The organism is Phormidesmis sp. 146-12 (assembly GCF_052939495.1).
Window position 1 is genome coordinate 19339 of sequence record NZ_JBJPHS010000011.1, and the last position, 15507, is coordinate 34845.

General features: G+C 45.8%; 19 protein-coding genes. 8 read left to right on the top strand and 11 right to left on the bottom strand.

What is annotated here, in order from left to right:
• The first annotated feature begins 358 nt into the window (after nt 1–358).
• The 3 genes from glpX (at nt 359) to ACKFKF_RS07225 (ending at nt 5942) form a co-directional block, all read left to right on the top strand.
• Complete coding sequence (gene glpX / locus ACKFKF_RS07215) at nt 359–1396, top strand: class II fructose-bisphosphatase (protein ID WP_446867075.1); 1038 nt, start codon at nt 359–361, stop codon at nt 1394–1396.
• A gap of 114 nt (nt 1397–1510) precedes the next feature.
• Nucleotides 1511–2803 carry a glutamyl-tRNA reductase gene (locus tag ACKFKF_RS07220; RefSeq protein WP_446856533.1) on the top strand — a complete coding sequence of 431 codons (1293 nt, stop codon included), beginning with the start codon at nt 1511–1513 and terminating at the stop codon, nt 2801–2803.
• Nucleotides 2804–3068: 265 nt separating this feature from the next.
• Entirely contained in the window at nt 3069–5942 is a 2874-nt protein-coding gene (locus tag ACKFKF_RS07225; protein WP_446867076.1) for a UPF0182 family protein, read from the top strand.
• Nucleotides 5943–5946: 4 nt separating this feature from the next.
• On the opposite strand, the gene ACKFKF_RS07230 is transcribed toward ACKFKF_RS07225, so the two are convergent.
• The 4 genes from ACKFKF_RS07230 to ACKFKF_RS07245 form a co-directional block, all read right to left on the bottom strand.
• Nucleotides 5947–6642, bottom strand: a complete 696-nt coding sequence (locus ACKFKF_RS07230) for a Uma2 family endonuclease (RefSeq protein ID WP_446867077.1) — start codon at nt 6640–6642, stop codon at nt 5947–5949.
• Between the two features lie 193 nt (nt 6643–6835).
• Nucleotides 6836–7504 (bottom strand): Shedu immune nuclease family protein, encoded by a 669-nt coding sequence (locus ACKFKF_RS07235; RefSeq protein WP_446867078.1) that lies wholly within the window; start codon nt 7502–7504, stop codon nt 6836–6838.
• Nucleotides 7505–7508: 4 nt separating this feature from the next.
• Nucleotides 7509–7997 carry a hypothetical protein gene (locus ACKFKF_RS07240; RefSeq protein ID WP_446867079.1) on the bottom strand — a complete coding sequence of 163 codons (489 nt, stop codon included), beginning with the start codon at nt 7995–7997 and terminating at the stop codon, nt 7509–7511.
• Nucleotides 7994–8152, bottom strand: coding sequence for a hypothetical protein (locus tag ACKFKF_RS07245; protein ID WP_446867080.1), 159 nt, complete (start codon nt 8150–8152; stop codon nt 7994–7996). Before ACKFKF_RS07245 ends, ACKFKF_RS07240 begins: the two co-directional genes overlap by 4 nt.
• 617 nt (nt 8153–8769) lie before the next feature.
• Here ACKFKF_RS07245 and ACKFKF_RS07250 point away from each other — a divergent pair.
• On the top strand, nt 8770–9141 hold the full coding sequence (locus tag ACKFKF_RS07250; RefSeq protein WP_446867082.1) for a hypothetical protein: 372 nt from the start codon (nt 8770–8772) through the stop codon (nt 9139–9141).
• Between the two features lie 53 nt (nt 9142–9194).
• Here the strand turns inward: ACKFKF_RS07250 and ACKFKF_RS07255 are convergent, their stop codons facing one another.
• Complete coding sequence (locus tag ACKFKF_RS07255) at nt 9195–9962, bottom strand: ABC transporter ATP-binding protein (protein ID WP_446856537.1); 768 nt, start codon at nt 9960–9962, stop codon at nt 9195–9197.
• A 42-nt stretch (nt 9963–10004) separates the two neighbouring features.
• A complete protein-coding gene (locus tag ACKFKF_RS07260; RefSeq protein WP_446867083.1) occupies nt 10005–11318 on the bottom strand; it encodes a branched-chain amino acid ABC transporter permease in 1314 nt (437 codons plus the stop codon).
• A 419-nt stretch (nt 11319–11737) separates the two neighbouring features.
• Between ACKFKF_RS07260 and ACKFKF_RS07265 the strand changes: the two genes are divergently transcribed.
• On the top strand, nt 11738–11956 hold the full coding sequence (locus ACKFKF_RS07265) for a hypothetical protein (protein WP_446867084.1): 219 nt from the start codon (nt 11738–11740) through the stop codon (nt 11954–11956).
• On the top strand, nt 11953–12255 hold the full coding sequence (locus ACKFKF_RS07270) for a type II toxin-antitoxin system RelE family toxin (protein ID WP_446867085.1): 303 nt from the start codon (nt 11953–11955) through the stop codon (nt 12253–12255). Before ACKFKF_RS07265 ends, ACKFKF_RS07270 begins: the two co-directional genes overlap by 4 nt.
• Nucleotides 12256–12404: 149 nt before the next feature.
• Here ACKFKF_RS07270 and ACKFKF_RS07275 read toward each other — a convergent pair whose 3' ends face one another.
• The 3 genes from ACKFKF_RS07275 to ACKFKF_RS07285 form a co-directional block, all read right to left on the bottom strand.
• Nucleotides 12405–12584, bottom strand: coding sequence for a type II toxin-antitoxin system Phd/YefM family antitoxin (locus ACKFKF_RS07275; protein WP_446867086.1), 180 nt, complete (start codon nt 12582–12584; stop codon nt 12405–12407).
• A 72-nt stretch (nt 12585–12656) separates the two neighbouring features.
• Nucleotides 12657–12926 carry a ParE family toxin-like protein gene (locus ACKFKF_RS07280; protein ID WP_446867088.1) on the bottom strand — a complete coding sequence of 90 codons (270 nt, stop codon included), beginning with the start codon at nt 12924–12926 and terminating at the stop codon, nt 12657–12659.
• Entirely contained in the window at nt 12923–13141 is a 219-nt protein-coding gene (locus ACKFKF_RS07285) for a hypothetical protein (RefSeq protein ID WP_446867090.1), read from the bottom strand. The genes ACKFKF_RS07280 and ACKFKF_RS07285 overlap by 4 nt, the downstream gene beginning before the upstream one ends.
• Nucleotides 13142–13255: 114 nt before the next feature.
• Here ACKFKF_RS07285 and ACKFKF_RS07290 point away from each other — a divergent pair, with 114 nt between their 5' ends.
• Entirely contained in the window at nt 13256–13558 is a 303-nt protein-coding gene (locus ACKFKF_RS07290) for a cytotoxic translational repressor of toxin-antitoxin stability system (RefSeq protein WP_446867091.1), read from the top strand.
• Nucleotides 13559–13598: 40 nt separating this feature from the next.
• Here ACKFKF_RS07290 and vapC read toward each other — a convergent pair whose 3' ends face one another.
• Together vapC and ACKFKF_RS07300 are read right to left on the bottom strand one after the other, a co-directional pair.
• Nucleotides 13599–14006: a type II toxin-antitoxin system tRNA(fMet)-specific endonuclease VapC gene (gene vapC / locus ACKFKF_RS07295; RefSeq protein WP_446867092.1), complete on the bottom strand. Its 408-nt coding sequence runs from the start codon at nt 14004–14006 to the stop codon at nt 13599–13601.
• A complete protein-coding gene (locus tag ACKFKF_RS07300; RefSeq protein ID WP_446867093.1) occupies nt 14003–14227 on the bottom strand; it encodes a hypothetical protein in 225 nt (74 codons plus the stop codon). The genes vapC and ACKFKF_RS07300 overlap by 4 nt, the downstream gene beginning before the upstream one ends.
• A 514-nt stretch (nt 14228–14741) precedes the next feature.
• On the opposite strand from ACKFKF_RS07300, the gene ACKFKF_RS07305 reads away from it, so the two are divergent.
• Nucleotides 14742–14918 (top strand): hypothetical protein, encoded by a 177-nt coding sequence (locus tag ACKFKF_RS07305; protein ID WP_446867094.1) that lies wholly within the window; start codon nt 14742–14744, stop codon nt 14916–14918.
• The last annotated feature ends 589 nt before the right edge of the window (nt 14919–15507 follow it).

A 15507-nucleotide genomic window follows, 5' to 3' on the forward strand; every position in this document is an offset into this window, starting at 1 on the left:
TACGGATGAAAAAAATCAGCCAATGTGCCGAAAATGCCCAAAAAATCAAAAGTCGTCAATGACCGCACACCATCCTGATATTTTCGTATTGTAAATTCCTCCCTTAGAAATGGTAATTGAGCGATTAGCGCAATTTCCTCACTTGAATGACTGAAAAACGATGAAGTAGGGTGACGATCGGCGCTCAATTCATCGCTTCATCACCAAATAGGCATTTTCTTCTTGACTCGACGCTTCTGATCAAGACGCAAAACTTAACACAGAGACACCCAAGAAGGCATCACCCCCTTTTGGTAGACTTAAAAACTGAGAGCGCTAAACGAAAGGGCGCAAAATCAGCAGTTGGAGGACTTACTTCGTGGAAAACACGCTGGGTTTAGAGATTATTGAAGTGGTTGAGCAGGCTGCGGTCGCCTCCGCTCGCTGGATGGGCAAGGGTGACAAAAATATGGCTGACCATGTGGCGGTCGAAGCCATGCGGGAGCGGATGAATAAGATCTACATGCGCGGTCGCATTGTCATTGGAGAAGGGGAACGCGACGACGCACCCATGCTCTATATTGGCGAAGAAGTCGGCGTTTGTACCCAGGAAGATGCCAAAAATTTCTGCAACCCGGATGAACTGGTCGAGATCGATATTGCGGTTGACCCTTGCGAAGGAACCAATCTTTGCGCCTATGGTCAGCCCGGTTCGATGGCGGTCATGGCCATTTCTGAGAAAGGTGGGTTGTTTGCGGCTCCCGACTTTTACATGAAGAAGCTGGCGGCTCCTCCGGCTGCAAAAGGCAAAGTAGACATTAATAAGTCTGCGACCGAGAATCTAAAGATTTTGTCTGAGTGTTTGGATCGGTCGATCGAAGAACTCGTGATCGTGGTCATGAAGCGCGAACGCCACAATGACCTGATTGCTGAAATTCGGGAAGCAGGTGCCAGAGTTCAATTAATCAGTGATGGTGACGTGGGCGCTGCGATTTCCTGCGGCTTTGCGGGAACAAACATTCACGGACTGATGGGCATCGGGGCCGCTCCTGAAGGCGTGATTTCGGCGGCCGCGATGCGGGCTTTGGGCGGTCACTTTCAAGGGCAACTGATCTACGATCCGGCCGTCGTCAAAACGGGACTGATTGGGGAAAGCCGAGAAGCAAACCTCGATCGCCTCAAAAGCATGAACATCACTGACCCTGACAGAGTGTACAGCGCTGAAGAGCTGGCATCGGGCGACACCGTGTTGTTTGCAGGCTGTGGCATCACGCCCGGTAACTTGATGGAAGGGGTGCGCTTCTTTAAGGGTGGCGCGAGAACCCAGTCTCTGGTCATCTCAAACCAGTCTAAGACGGCGCGATTTGTGGATACGATTCACATGTTTAACCAACCCAAGACCATTCAAGTGCGTTAAGTTCAAGAAGCTATGAGGTTTGAGCCTGTTGGAAGCGCTTTTGGTGGAAGGCAGGCTCAACTAAAAACTCAAACTCTTACATCGTGGCGGTTTAAAATAACAGAGTGATTTAAGATGAACATTGCCGTTGTGGGGTTAAGTCACAAAACTGCCCCGGTTGAAGTTCGCGAAAAGCTGAGTATTCCGGAGCCTGTGTATGATAAGGCGATCGCTCAGTTGTGTAATTGTCCTCACCTTCAAGAAGTCGCCGTTCTCAGCACTTGTAATCGTCTAGAAATTTACATTGTCACGGACGAGACGGATCAGGGCATTCGCGAAGTTATTCAATTTCTTTCAGAACACAGCAAGCTACCTGCGCCCTACCTGCGTCAGTATCTCTTCACGCTGCTGCACCAAGATGCAGTGATGCACCTGATGCGGGTATCGTCTGGGTTAGATAGTCTGGTGCTGGGCGAAGGGCAGATTTTGGCTCAGGTGAAGCATTGTCACAAACTCGGTCAACAACATAACGGCGTTGGGCGGATTCTCAATCAACTCTTTAAGCAGGGAATTACGGCTGGGAAGCGCGTTCGTACAGAAACCAGTATTGGGACGGGGGCGGTTTCGATCAGTTCGGCGGCGGTGGAGTTGGCTCAGATCAAAGCGCAAAATCTGGCGGCTTGCCGGGTGGCGATCGTTGGCGCTGGCAAAATGTCTCGTCTCTTGGTGCAGCATCTTTTGTCTAAAGGGGCGACGAATATTACGATTTTGAATCGATCGCTGGAGCGTTCTCAAGAACTCGCCAAACTGTTTCCCGATGCAACTTTAAATCTGTTGACCTTGGCGGAAATGATGCCGACGATCGCGCATTCTGACCTTGTATTCACGAGTACATCTTCGACCGAGCCGATTCTCGATCGCTCCAAGCTAGAGACGATTTTGGAACCCAATCAGCCGTTGATGGTGTTTGACATTGCTGTTCCGCGAAATGTGGATGCCAATGTGAATGAGTTGGATCACGTTCAAGCGTTCAATGTGGACGATCTGAAGGCGGTGGTGGCGCAAAATCAGGAAAGTCGGCGACAGATGGCAATGGAAGCGGAAGCGCTGCTGGATGAAGAAGTAGACAGTTTTGATGTGTGGTGGCGATCGCTGGAAACAGTTTCTACGATCAGCAGTTTGCGAGACAAAGTGGAGGCAATTCGCGCTCAAGAGTTGGAGAAGGCGTTTTCGAGATTGGGGACGGAGTTTGGCGATCGTCACAAAGAAGTGATCGAAGCGCTGACTCGCGGCATTGTCAACAAAATTTTGCACGATCCGATGGTGCAGCTTCGCGCCCAGCAAGATATTGAGGCTCGTCGTCAAGCGATGCAGACATTAGAACTGCTGTTTAATTTAGAGAAGCCGTCGAGTCAAGCGAGAGTTTAGACATCCCGAAAATCTAATCAAGTAGGCCCTGTGCAGGTAGAAGCAAAATTCGGCGTTGCTGATTGGAGGGATGAATGCGTGGGAAGTGTCCATCTTTTCGCCCCCTAAATCCCCCAATTTTGGGGGACTTTGAACATTGGGTTTCTCTCCGCTTTGGGGCAATTCATCCCACGATTCAGCAATGCCCAAAATTCTAGTCTGTATGTGGTCTATTTGTTTGAGAATGGTGGTATTTCTCATGGAGCGCTCAGGCTAACCTAAATTTATGCGCCTCTGGAATCAAGCTTCTCAACTGATCGTCATCTTATTGGGACTGTGGTTTGGCTTTGATTGGCTGGCCCATTTTGTCGTGGAGAGTCTTTGGTTTCAGGAAGTCAATTATCGATCGGTTTTCTGGCTCAGGCTCGGTACTCAAGCAGCCATCTGGACGATCGTCACCGTTGCTTCGATCGCATTCCTGCTCATCAACCTCTCTTTAGCCCAACGATTCAAGTCCCACTCCTCACTCCTCACTCCTCACTCCTCACCCCCTCCCAACGCTCTCCCCTGGCTGCTTTTGCTCACATTTGGCATGAGTTTTTTGCTGGGATTGCTGCTGCTGCACTACGGTCGAGCCATCACAAATTGGCAGATTGATTGGACGGTTCCCAGTATTACGCCAGCGTTGCCGACGCAGTTTCGGTTGGGGGCGATCGCTCAAACTTTAACCCAATTAATTAGCTCGATTTGGGATGGCTGGCTGGCTTCTGTCGAATTGTTGTTGCTGTTGGGTGGAGCGATCGCACTTCTAATCTATCCAAAGTTTTTGTTGAAAGTTGGAGCGGTTGTTCTCAGTTTGTCTCTTGGATTTACGCTTTCTCATTATTGGGGTAACTTTTTACAGTTGTTTCATGCGACGACGTTTAATCAAACTGATCCACTTTTTAATTTAAACATCCGTTTTTATATATTCTTTTTGCCAGTTATCGAACTGTTTGAATTCTGGTTGATTGGAGTATTTACTTATGGATTCGTCTCGGTTTATCTAAGCTACTTACTTGCCGATAACAGCTTGAGTGAAGGTCGAGTTCACAAACTTTCTGTACCGCAACAGCGACACCTTGCAGGATTGGGCGGATGTTGGATGATGGCGATCGCCCTGACTCACTGGATCAGTCGATATGAATTACTCTATTCAACTCGCAGCGTTGCCTATGGCGCAAGCTACACAGATACAATAGTGCAATTGCCCGCAAACACCGTTTTGAGTATTGGCGCACTAGTAATTTCTTTGTATCTTTTTTACCAAACTCGCTCAAAACATAGAATACAAGACACCACGCTTTTTTCTGGTTACTTACTGGCGGTCGTAGTGGTTGGTTTTTTGCTCCCGATCGCCGTTCAAAGACTGGCCGTACAGCCTAATGAATTAGCGCGAGAATGCCCCTATATTGAACGCAGCATTGCTAAAACGAGGGAAGCTTTTAATCTCACCGCGATCGACGCACAAACCTTCGATCCGCAGAACAATCTCACCTTTGCTGACCTGCTGCAAAAAAATAGTTTAACTGTTCAAAACATTCGGCTTTGGGATACGCGCCCTCTTTTAGAAACCAACCGTCAACTTCAGCAAATTCGCCCTTATTATCGATTTTTTGATGCCGACATCGATCGTTACAGTCTACCCACTGGCCCAAACTCTTCTGCAAACCAACAAGTTCTGATCGCGGCGAGAGAACTCGACTATAACAACGTTCCTGCTGAGGCGAAAACATGGGTTAATGAACACTTAGTTTATACACATGGATATGGCTTTACAGTTAGTCCGGTGAATAAAGTTGCGCCTGGTGGATTACCTGATTATTTAGTGCGAGATATTGGGGCGGATGCCAATCGAGGTGGAAGTGCTTTGGGGTTGGCCAACGATCGTATTCGAGAGAGTATTCCGATCGCCAATCCTCGCCTTTATTACGGTGAAATTGCCAACACCTACGTCATGACTTCGACAAGGGTGCGCGAGTTTGACTACCCCAGCGGCAACGAGAACGCTTACACCGTTTATGACGGACAGGGCGGCGTTTCGATCCGATCGTTCTGGCGAAAACTGGCTTTTTCTAAAGTCCTCAATGATTGGCAAATGCTGTTTACTCGCGACTTTACTCCCGACACAAAGCTTCTGTTTCGCCGCAATATCAATCAGCGAATTCGCTCGATCGCTCCCTTTCTAAAATTTGATCAAGATCCTTATCTTGTTGTAGCCGATGCGGGAAATCCGACACGAAGCCCCACTCAAAACTATTTATATTGGATTGTAGATGCCTATACAACGAGCGATCGCTATCCTTATTCTGATCCTGGTCAATTGGGATTTAACTACATTCGCAATTCAGTCAAAGTTGTCATTGATGCCTACAACGGGTCGGTGAATTTCTATATTGCAGATTCTCAAGACCCGATGATCCAGACTTGGGCAGCGATTTTCCCCAATTTATTCAAACCGTTGGATGCCATGCCCACCGCGTTGCGAAACCATTTGCGCTATCCAGCAGACTTGTTTAATGGTCAGTCCGATCGCTTGATTACCTATCACATGACTGATCCACAAGTTTTCTATAACCGAGAAGACCAGTGGCAAGTGCCTAATGAAATTTATGGGAATAAAGCGCAGCCTGTTGAACCCTATTATTTAATTACCAATCTTCCAACGACGGTCAACCGCGAAGAATTTATTCTGTTATTGCCCTACACGCCCAACCAAAGAACCAATCTAATTGCCTGGTTAGCAGCGCGATCGGACGGTCAAAACTATGGAAAGCTTCTCCTCTACACGTTTCCCAAACAAGAATTAGTCTTTGGAACTGAGCAAATTGAAGCCAGAATTAACCAAGATCCCGTGATTTCTCAACAGATTTCGTTATGGAATCGAGCCGGATCACGAGCCATTCAGGGCAATTTGTTGGTGATTCCGATCGAGCAGTCTCTTCTCTACGTCGAACCGCTCTATCTCGAAGCCGAACAAAACAGTCTGCCTACACTCGTTCGGGTAATTGTCGCTTATGAGAATCGAATTGCAATGGCAGCCACGCTAGATGAGGCACTCAAGGCAGTTTTTCAGTCCAAACCGACCAAAACGCCTGCGATCGTGCGTCCTGTCGAGTAACGTCTCAAAGCTGTTCAGGATCAATCCCTTGCGCTCTCAATCGCTCAACCAAGTCTTGAAACAATTGTTCTGCCTGTTCTGCCCGTTGTTCTGCTTGTTCTGCTCGTTCGTCTGGGGTGGGATAGCGATCGCCTCGTTCGTCGTACCAATAGAGCCATTCTCGTGTGACCCCTTGATGCAGTCCGCGATCAGTGCCCAACCCCAACCCAATTTCTGGCAGCCAAATGGGATTTCCTGATAGCAGTACATAAGCATCGTCCACCAAGCGATAAACTTCCAATCTGGCCTTGCGGCGGCGGTAGATTGAATAAATCGCGTAATACTGAATGCCTAACTGTCGATAGAGTTCGTTTTTCTTGCTGTATTCGCCGCGATATTTTTGAGAAACGACTTCTAGAGCGAAGATGGGAACGACTCGTTCTTCCCAGAAAACGTAGCTGAGGCGTAGGTCTTCATCAATGATGCGATCGACTCCCAAACTCAGAAAGCCATCGGGCACTACGGCTGGCAATTCAGGATCGTAGTAAATTCCCATATCAACGCCAAAAAACCAATCCATCCGGTCTTTCCAGAGGTAGCCGAGAATCAGTTTTAGCAGGGTCGGAATCAGATCTTGAAGCTCGTTATCCACGGGGGTATCGTCTGAGTCGGGCAGTTCTTCGGAAGACGGATAGCAGTGTAAGGGATTGTACTCTAGCATGGCGATTTCCCCGTTTGGCTTCCTAAATTTTAGCGAAGGATGAGCGATGAGTCAGAAGTATAGAATGACTAATCCAGGTTTACGGGTTGAGGCTATCTCACTCAAAGTGTTTAAGGCTCTCAATGCCGGAATTATTAGAGCGCAGCAATCACCACTAGACTGATGCAAATGCATTAGACAAATGAATGTTGAATTAATTCTTGCCCTCTAGAATTTCGACCAAAGTTTTTATCTTTTCAAAAACCTCATCATATGTAACAATCTGGACATTTCTATGGTCGGCTCTATAAAGTTCAAAAGATCTCCTCTTATACTTATCTAACAGTTCATTACCTGCATGACCTGAAATAACAATACAGAGAGGATTGAAGGCTTCAAAATCGCTGTCTGATAGGCTAACCAGTCTAGCGTGGTCTTTAATCCAAGAATCTCTACTTGTAGATACTTGAGTTACAGCACCCACCAGATCGCTAGAAGGATTATAAACTCCCTTCCTATATTCCTTTCCGAGAAGACGACTGGTTGGAGTCTTAATTTCTATTAGCGAAGTATTTCTAGTTAGGTTATTGACCATAAGAAAATCTATAATTTTGCTACCAGTTCTTTCCATTTCCCTACCACCAACATATGCCTCTGAAGAAAGTATAGTCACTGGAGTAGAGAAAATTTGTGAAAGAACACAAGAATTTTCTGATAGCAGCTTTTGCCAGAATAATTCACTGGAGTTGTTTTGGTTAGTTTTCCAAACTTTAAAGATCTGTTTGAGCTTATCCACTCCAACTAAAGCGTTTAATATCTTCTGAACTTTAGCATCCCTATCACTATCGCTTTCTTCTTGCAAATTTACTACCGCTTGAGCCATCTCTTTATGAAACGTTGATAAGTTCTAAAATTTGGTTGAAATCGCTAGGGCTATCGGCTTTTTTATTCAGCCTAGTTGTTACGTCCCTAATGTTTTTACTTTCGCTAAAAAGAGGATTTACCTTTTCTCTCCACTTATCTAAAGATTTCCAAACATTATCACTGTCTTGAAAGTAAGCTTCTCTAAACACATCCATAGTGTGACTTTTACGGTGTGTCTCAAAAGATTCTGAGATTAAAGTTGCAGCATGGTTGATGCTTTTAGCATCTTTTTGAAGAGCGGGGATAGAGCAAGTACAGTCCCGCAAATTCCCTGTGTTGCGTTTCAGTTGTAAATAATCCTTTAGAACTAACTCTACAAAAGGGTTACCGTCCGCCTCTAGAATCTCTAGGTCTTTATAGAGAAAGGAGCATAGTTTTTCGTCTTTAGTAGTTGATTTGACAACTACCATCAATTTTGTCCCAGGTACTAGAGAGTTGTTCTGCTCTGTCATCTTAAAAAGCTCATTAATTCAACGTAGATGATGGGATTGATCGCGAGTTGATCTTGACGGGCGTAGGTCGTAAGTTGATGGAATGACCAGCTAAACCAATTTGGATCGTTGGTGAGGATGTCGAGAATAATGTTGCTATCAACAAGGACGGTCATGGAGCTTCGTCTTCGCGGGTAAGGGTCATGATTTGGTCGGTGGTCAAGCGATCGAGTGTGCCGCGCATGGTGTTAATCCAATCTGAGATAGGCTCGTCGGGCTGTTTTTTCTTGATGTAAAGTCGGTTATTTTCGATTTCTAATTCGAGTTCAGTTTCGGGTGAAATTCCAAATTGTTCGCGGATTCTCAGAGGGAATGCTCAGCTTTCCATCTGGCGTGAGGTTCATGGTACCGGGTTAGAAGATGAGGAGTGATTTGATCTTAACCTGACGATCGCCCGTCGATCGCTCCCCCAAAACTCCAATACTTTGCTTTAGACGAAACGAATCGTTCCTCAATTAAAATTCAGGATTCCAAAAAACGAGAAATTTGTGTAAAATACCCCGCAGATGGGTAAAGCGCCCCGGAAATTTGATTTCGCAGATCAGACCTCCGAGGACTTCCATCTAAAGTTAAGTAGAGTAACTTCAGAGGCGTATATGATTGTACACCGTCAGCTTTGCGATGGGATCTTGGCACCCTGGAATCAAGATCCCGCATACATTTCACATGACTGGGGAACGTTTGAACAATCAGCATTCCCGTCCTCTTTGCATTAACAGAGGAGACAAACAATATGGCTGTTAGGAATCCCCTTCCTGACTCGGTTTCGTTTGGCTTTGAGTTGCGATGCTCATCAGTCAGACGATATCAAGTCATGGTGACGTTGGATTTGCAGGAGCGTTTGATTTTTATGTCCTCTGGCGTTCTTTCGGATGTGATCGATTCTATTGACGAATTTGTGTCACAACTGAGTCAGATTGCGTCTACAAAACTGGCCCTGCTCAAATGGGATGGCACCAGCGATCGAACCACTGAATTTCAAGTGATTCAAGTGTTGTCTAGATATCAAGTTCAACGTTCTCTAATGAAGTTCAATATCATTATGGGCAATGGCTCACTGATTCACCTGGAGGATTTGTACGACAAAGAAACTATTCAACTGTAGGAGGTACTGTAAGAGGTTAGGGAGTCGTCGATCGTCTTTCGTGCGGCTCTCTCTTACTGCCCTAGATAGGCCTCTAATACTTGAGGATTGGTTTGAATTTCGCTGGGTGTGCCGACGGCCAAATTGCTGCCTTCTGCTAGAACGTAAACTCGATCGCACAATGACATAATCACATCCATGTTGTGTTCGATGATTAGAAAAGAGAGTCCTTGACGATTCCAATAGTGAATGTAGTCACAAATCTGATTGATCAACGTGGGATTAACTCCAGCAGCAGGTTCATCCAGCAGCACTAGTTTGGGGCGGGTCATTAAGGCTCGTGCAATTTCTAATAGTTTGCGCTGTCCGCCAGAAAGACCGCCTGCATAGTCTTGAGCCTTTTCTGCCAAACCGACTGAGGCGAGAATCTCCATTGCTCGATCGCGCGCTTCTTTCTCTTCTTTGGCAATTCGTCTGCCTGCAAACCAGGTATTCCAAAAGTTTTCGCCTGTTTGATGTTGGGCGGCTAATAACATATTCTCTAAAACTGACAGACGCGACAAGACGCGAGCAACCTGAAACGTGCGTACCATCCCCCGTTGAGCAATTTCGTGCGGCTGCAAATTTTGAATGGGTTCGCCATCAAAGACTACTCGCCCCTGATCGGGATGAATGAAGTTAGACAGCAAGTTGAATAAGGTGGTTTTTCCTGCACCGTTGGGGCCGATTAATCCAGTGATACTGCCGGGAGTCACTGCGATCGCCGCATCATTTACCGCCGTTACGCCACCAAAACTCTTCATCAATCCGGTGGCCGACAAGACGGGCATTTGAGAATTCATATGGTTTATATCTTCACTGTTCATATTCAATTCAAAGATTAATTACTTGCCAAGTGTCAATTCGTCTTTGTTGCCCAAAATTCCTTGAGGTCGCCAAATCATTAACAACATGAGCAATAGACCGATTAGCATAATTCGCAATGCTCCCACTTGATCGGCCGCCAAGGGAATGAACTGATCAAGCGATCGCGTCAAAGTTGTATATCCCCAAAAAATGGCTGCTCCTAAAAGCGTTCCAGCATTACTGCCAGCCCCGCCTAATACAATAATCGTCCAGGTATCAAAGGTAATTTGTGTTTCAAAACTGCGAGGATAAACCGTACTCAGTTGCCACGCGAGAAAGGCACCCGCCACACCTGCAATAAAGCCGCCAATCATAAACGATTGCAGTTTATAGGCAAAGACATTTTTACCCAACGCTTTAGCCACCTGTTCATCTTCTCGAATCGCTTTGAGAACTCGTCCCCAGGGCGATCGTACCAGCCGTTCCAAAGCCCAAAACGTGACAGCTACCGTAATGACTGAGAGGAATAGCAGCCCATTTCTCGCCGGATTTTCTCGATAGTTATAAAGCGCCACAGCACTGACTCCATAAAGCCAAACGCCAAAAATCGAGAGCGCGATCGTAGACAGCAACACCACACCCGCATTCCAATTAGGCATCTTTGGCAAAATTAACCGTTTGGCAATCCAGGTATAAATCCAACCGACTGCTACCAGCGATCCCATCAGCAGCGCAATCAACACACCGCCCGGTAGCGAATTTGCTAGCTTTAGCGTACGAGAAGTCATCCCAACGCCATAGATCAAAGCCAACAGAGAGCCAGAATATCCCGTCAAAATCAGCGAATTTTGTAGCAGTTGAGAACGATCGACTCCTCTCAGCCGTTTCGCCGTCCACTTCCACAATCGCCAGAGGGCAAGAACCGCGATCGCTGTAAAAATCGCAATCATGCCAATTCGAGTTGCCACCGTAGGCCGAAAATTCGCCAGCGGCAAGTCGTAACCCTGAACGCCAAACGATCCTTTGGTCAGCCATTCTTCATTGAGCGCCACCAACCGAATTAATTCTGACACGCCGATCGTGACGATCGCTAGATAATCTTCGCGCAGTCGCAGCGTTGAGAATCCGATTAGCAGTCCCAACAGGGCGGCCAGTGCGCCTCCAATCAAGACCGCGAAGATCATCGGCACTCCTGCCAAACTCAAAAGAACCGTCGTATAGGCTCCGATCGCCAAAAAGGCCGCATGTCCGAAGTTGATTAGGCCTGTAAAGCCCCAATGCAGGTTCAATCCCAGACTAAACAGGGCATAGACAGCGGTAAAGACAATCAGTGAAACGAGATAACCAACCATAAGTTCAGAAAGGCGTGGAGTAATGAAATCGTATCTTACTAGGGAACCGGAATCGTAGCGATCAACACAGCCAAACGACATTGAGTTAACGTGAATTCGATGAAATCCTTCGCTGCGGTGATCGCTCCGGGCAGCCCCCTAAATCCCCCAAGTTTGGGGGACTTTGAGCAAAAAATCCCATCCGGAAGTCCCCCAGATTGGGGGGTTGGGGGGCGAAAGTGCTGAATCACGAAGCGAAAAAACTCTGTCGAATTCACGTTGAGTTAGGCTTCAGCGTTTGGCGTTTGAATTCAATTCGCGAGGCGAGATTTGATCGCAACTTGGGCATTCTGAACGCAGATTCTAAATGCAGTCCAAAGCTTTGTGCTGACTTGGGTTTGTCTCAGTTGAGTTCGATGTTTTTTCGTTGGCAATCAGTTATGAACCTATTTCGCAGTCGCGCCCATCATTTGATCGATCGCCTCTCGGACGAAGAACTGGCAAGCACCTGGATCGAGCTAGAAACGCTGTTTTATGACCTTTATGTGATGAAAGCGATCCAAGCGTCTAAGAAGTGCCACAATCCCGGAGACACCTTGACCCGTGAAGAAGCGCTGCGTCTGTTACCCCTCATTCAACCTGCACCCCGATCACTATGAATACGACAAAGCCAAGCTCAATGGGTGGTTTGATGCTTCCGGCGAGGCTTGAAGTCCGCTACGATCGTACCTTCTTGATCGATCTCAAAAGTCTTGAATCTTCTGCCTTTCCTCGAATTCAGCAGTTTGTGTTTGGCGAGTTTTTTCAGATGGGTCAACTACAAGACTTGTGCGAATTTCAGCCTGTTGGCTCTAGCGAAAATTTTTACCGCTTCACGCTAGACAACTATCTGATCTGCATTGAAATCACAGGACAAATCATCAAGTTTTTACGAATTTTGCCCAAGCCTGATGTTTAGAGTAGTTATATTCAATCTACTTGTTGGTGATACAGATCCTCGCCCCCTAAATCCCCCAATCTGGGGGACTTTGAAATGGTATTAGATTCCAGCTTCACCAGTTTATATACTGTTGCACTGCTCGATCGGCGTTGCCAGTCCTTCCCGAATCAATTCTCGCATCCCTGGAACTGAAAGAAGATAAGTGTTTCTTGCACCGATGTCCAGTCAGCTTCAGACAACAGCACTGCATTGCTACGCTGTCCTGCAATCACGATCGGCTGATTTGACTGACTCACTGCATCGATCAAATCCTCTAACTGCTGTTGAGCTTTATCGACTGGAATCATAATCCTCCACTTAACAACGCTTTCTATCTTTTGTCTGCTGACTGTAAACGTTACTTCTATTACCCTGTGTTGCTACACCTGCCCCAGAAACTTGTCATACTCCGCATGTGAACCAACCCAAAACCAGATCACCGTGTCTCCATCTAACTGACCAACTGCCCGGTAATTTCTACTAATCCGAGCAGAGTAAATTGGCAAATCTGGATGTACTTTCTTGAAACGCAGGCTTGGGTGGCTTGGGTCTTCCTTGAACTGGAGATATGCCGCGCGTGTCTGCTGTTGAACTTGCTCAGATAAATCAGCAAATAGTTTACGGAACTGGATTGTGGTGCGTGAATTCACAGTGTCTCTGGGTCGAGTTCTTGAGTCTTGCCTGCGTGATACTCGTCCATTGCTGTAGCAGCGAGTTCGGCAAGTGTATCTGGAGAGCGGGAGAATGCTTCATCCCAGCGCAGATCGTCTTCAAGTTCTTCCAGAATCATTGATGCGATCGCATCTTGCTCTCTTGTAGGTAAAGCTTTTAGCCTGGCGATCGCACGTTCAAGTAATTCAGTCATGGCTAACCATACTCTGACAATGAAAATAGTCTCTTATCTATTATCGCTTCTTGACGGCAAGTTAAGCACAGTTTGAACATAGTCTTGGAATGCTGTTTAACCGCACCGATCGCGATGAACACGATAAAGCCAAGCTCAATAGGTGGTTTGATGCTTCCGGCGAGGCTCGAAGTCCGCTACGATCGTACCTTCTTGATCGATCTCAAAAGTCTTGAATCTTCTGCCTTTCCTCGAATTCAGCAGTTTGTGTTTGGCGAGTTTTTTCAGATGGGTCAACTACAAGACTTGTGCGAATTTCAGCCTGTTGGCTCTAGCGAAAATTTTTACCGCTTCACGCTAGACAACTATCTGATCTGCATTGAAATCACAGGACAAATCATCAAGTTTTTACGAGTTTTGCCCAAGCCAGATGTTTAATGACCCAGGCGAGGGGTAACTATCCTTATGGTTTGGTTACTCACGTCTTAACTTCCCAATCCTCAATCTGCAACCCATCTACACGCCTAAACTCTCGCGTGTTATGTGATATCAAGGTTAGATTGTTAGCAAGCGCGATGGCTGCAATTTGCAAATCGTATGCACCAATGGGCATTCCTCTGGTTTCTAGCTGTGCTCGGATGACTCCAAACGTCATAGCGGCAAAATCATCAAATGGAAGTGAGACAAACCGTTCCAAGAAAGTCTGTTGTAGAGCAAAATTGCGTTCTGGATCAGTACTTTTCATGGCTCCAAAACAAAGTTCTGCTTTGACGATCGAACATACAGTAATTTCTTGAACCGGGACTGCCTCTAGCCTCTGCTTTAAGTTCAGGTTTCTGCCTTTCAGATAAATGATGCAGACGTTGGTATCGAGAAGATATCTCATTCCAGGCTTTCGCGTTCAGGCTGTTCGGATTGGGGATGTCTAAAAAACGAGTCATCCTGGATGCAGCCATAAAACTGTTCTAAAGACTGAGAACTAACCTCTTTAGACAGTCTAGTTTGATAGACAATGACAACCTCAACATCTGTATCTCTCATGTCAGGTAAATGAACCTTTAAGAGACCATCGCTACCGATATGAGATTTTAGTGTGATGCTGTGCATGATTTCAACTCTATTCCTATAAACGGATTGCTTCACCCAATTCTTGCAGAATTCTCTGTAGTCCTGCCATCGCTGCCTCCAGTTTAGCCATGACCTCTTGTGCGATCGACTACTCAGGGGGACGAGTCAATTGTAAGACTTATCAGAATCTCAGCCCAATGGCTCCAGCAAAATTTTCTATCGCTTCATGATAAATAATTATGTGATTTTCATTGAGATCAGGGGAAAAATCATCAAATTTTTGCAGGTTTTGCATGAGTCCAGATGTCTGAACGTGAATTACTACAGAGCAGCTTTTAACGAGACGCATACTAGATCCTTACTGCAATTTCTGGTTGCATTTCTTGATCGGCGTTGCCAGTCCCTCCCGGCATTTCACCTGTTATGAGCGCTTCTCTGAGCCATTGCCAGAAAATGATTGGAACTAGGGGGCTAAGGCTTGCGACCATAATGCTACCCCTATTTTTTCTTGGAAAACATCCTGATGATTGGGAGGACTGCTTGTATAGTAATAATGTACTATAAAATTCAAATCATGTCAGAAAATACTAGCTCACAGGCAGCTTCAAAGAACGAGCTTTGCGAAAAACTTAGAGATCTAGTTGTGGAAAAGCAGCAAATTAAAGGGCAAATTAGAGAAACAGAAAAGCAAATCGATCGCCTACAGAACAACATAGATCAAGCAGGATAAATCTATACTCGTTCATTGAAGCTTGATCTTTAACGTTTCAAGCTTGAAGTTCATATGATGGACTTAATCCTGTCCGGATATTCATCAATTTATTAGCAGGTATGAAGCATAGTTAACGCTAAAGACTCACTATGAATGACAATGAGCGGCTTGAGCTAATGAAGAGAAAAGCTGTTTTGAACATGGAACTTTTAGAACTAACTAAACATATTGGGAGAGTTAAAGAGATCATAAGCGAAATCAAAAGGATTGATAAAAAGTTAAACTTATGAGTAAAAGAAGTAAGTCATTAAGTGGTTGTCAGGATTGGAGTGAAGTACATACCTCTCTTCGCGAAAGAAACCCCATACCTTTTGTGGTGCAGTTCACCCTTTTGTCGTTTCTGGATTTGTAAAACTGAAAACTTTCACTGCGCCAAGGTTTCAGAATTTGCTATGAAGGGAGTAATCAACAAGGGATGCAGCACTTTGTAAATCAATCAACTACAAAGTTAGACAACTAGAAGATTATGGAATCAGCATCTTTGCTCGTATACATGTATTACATCAAATAGAGATTCGATGTGATAGAACGTAAAGCGCGATTAATC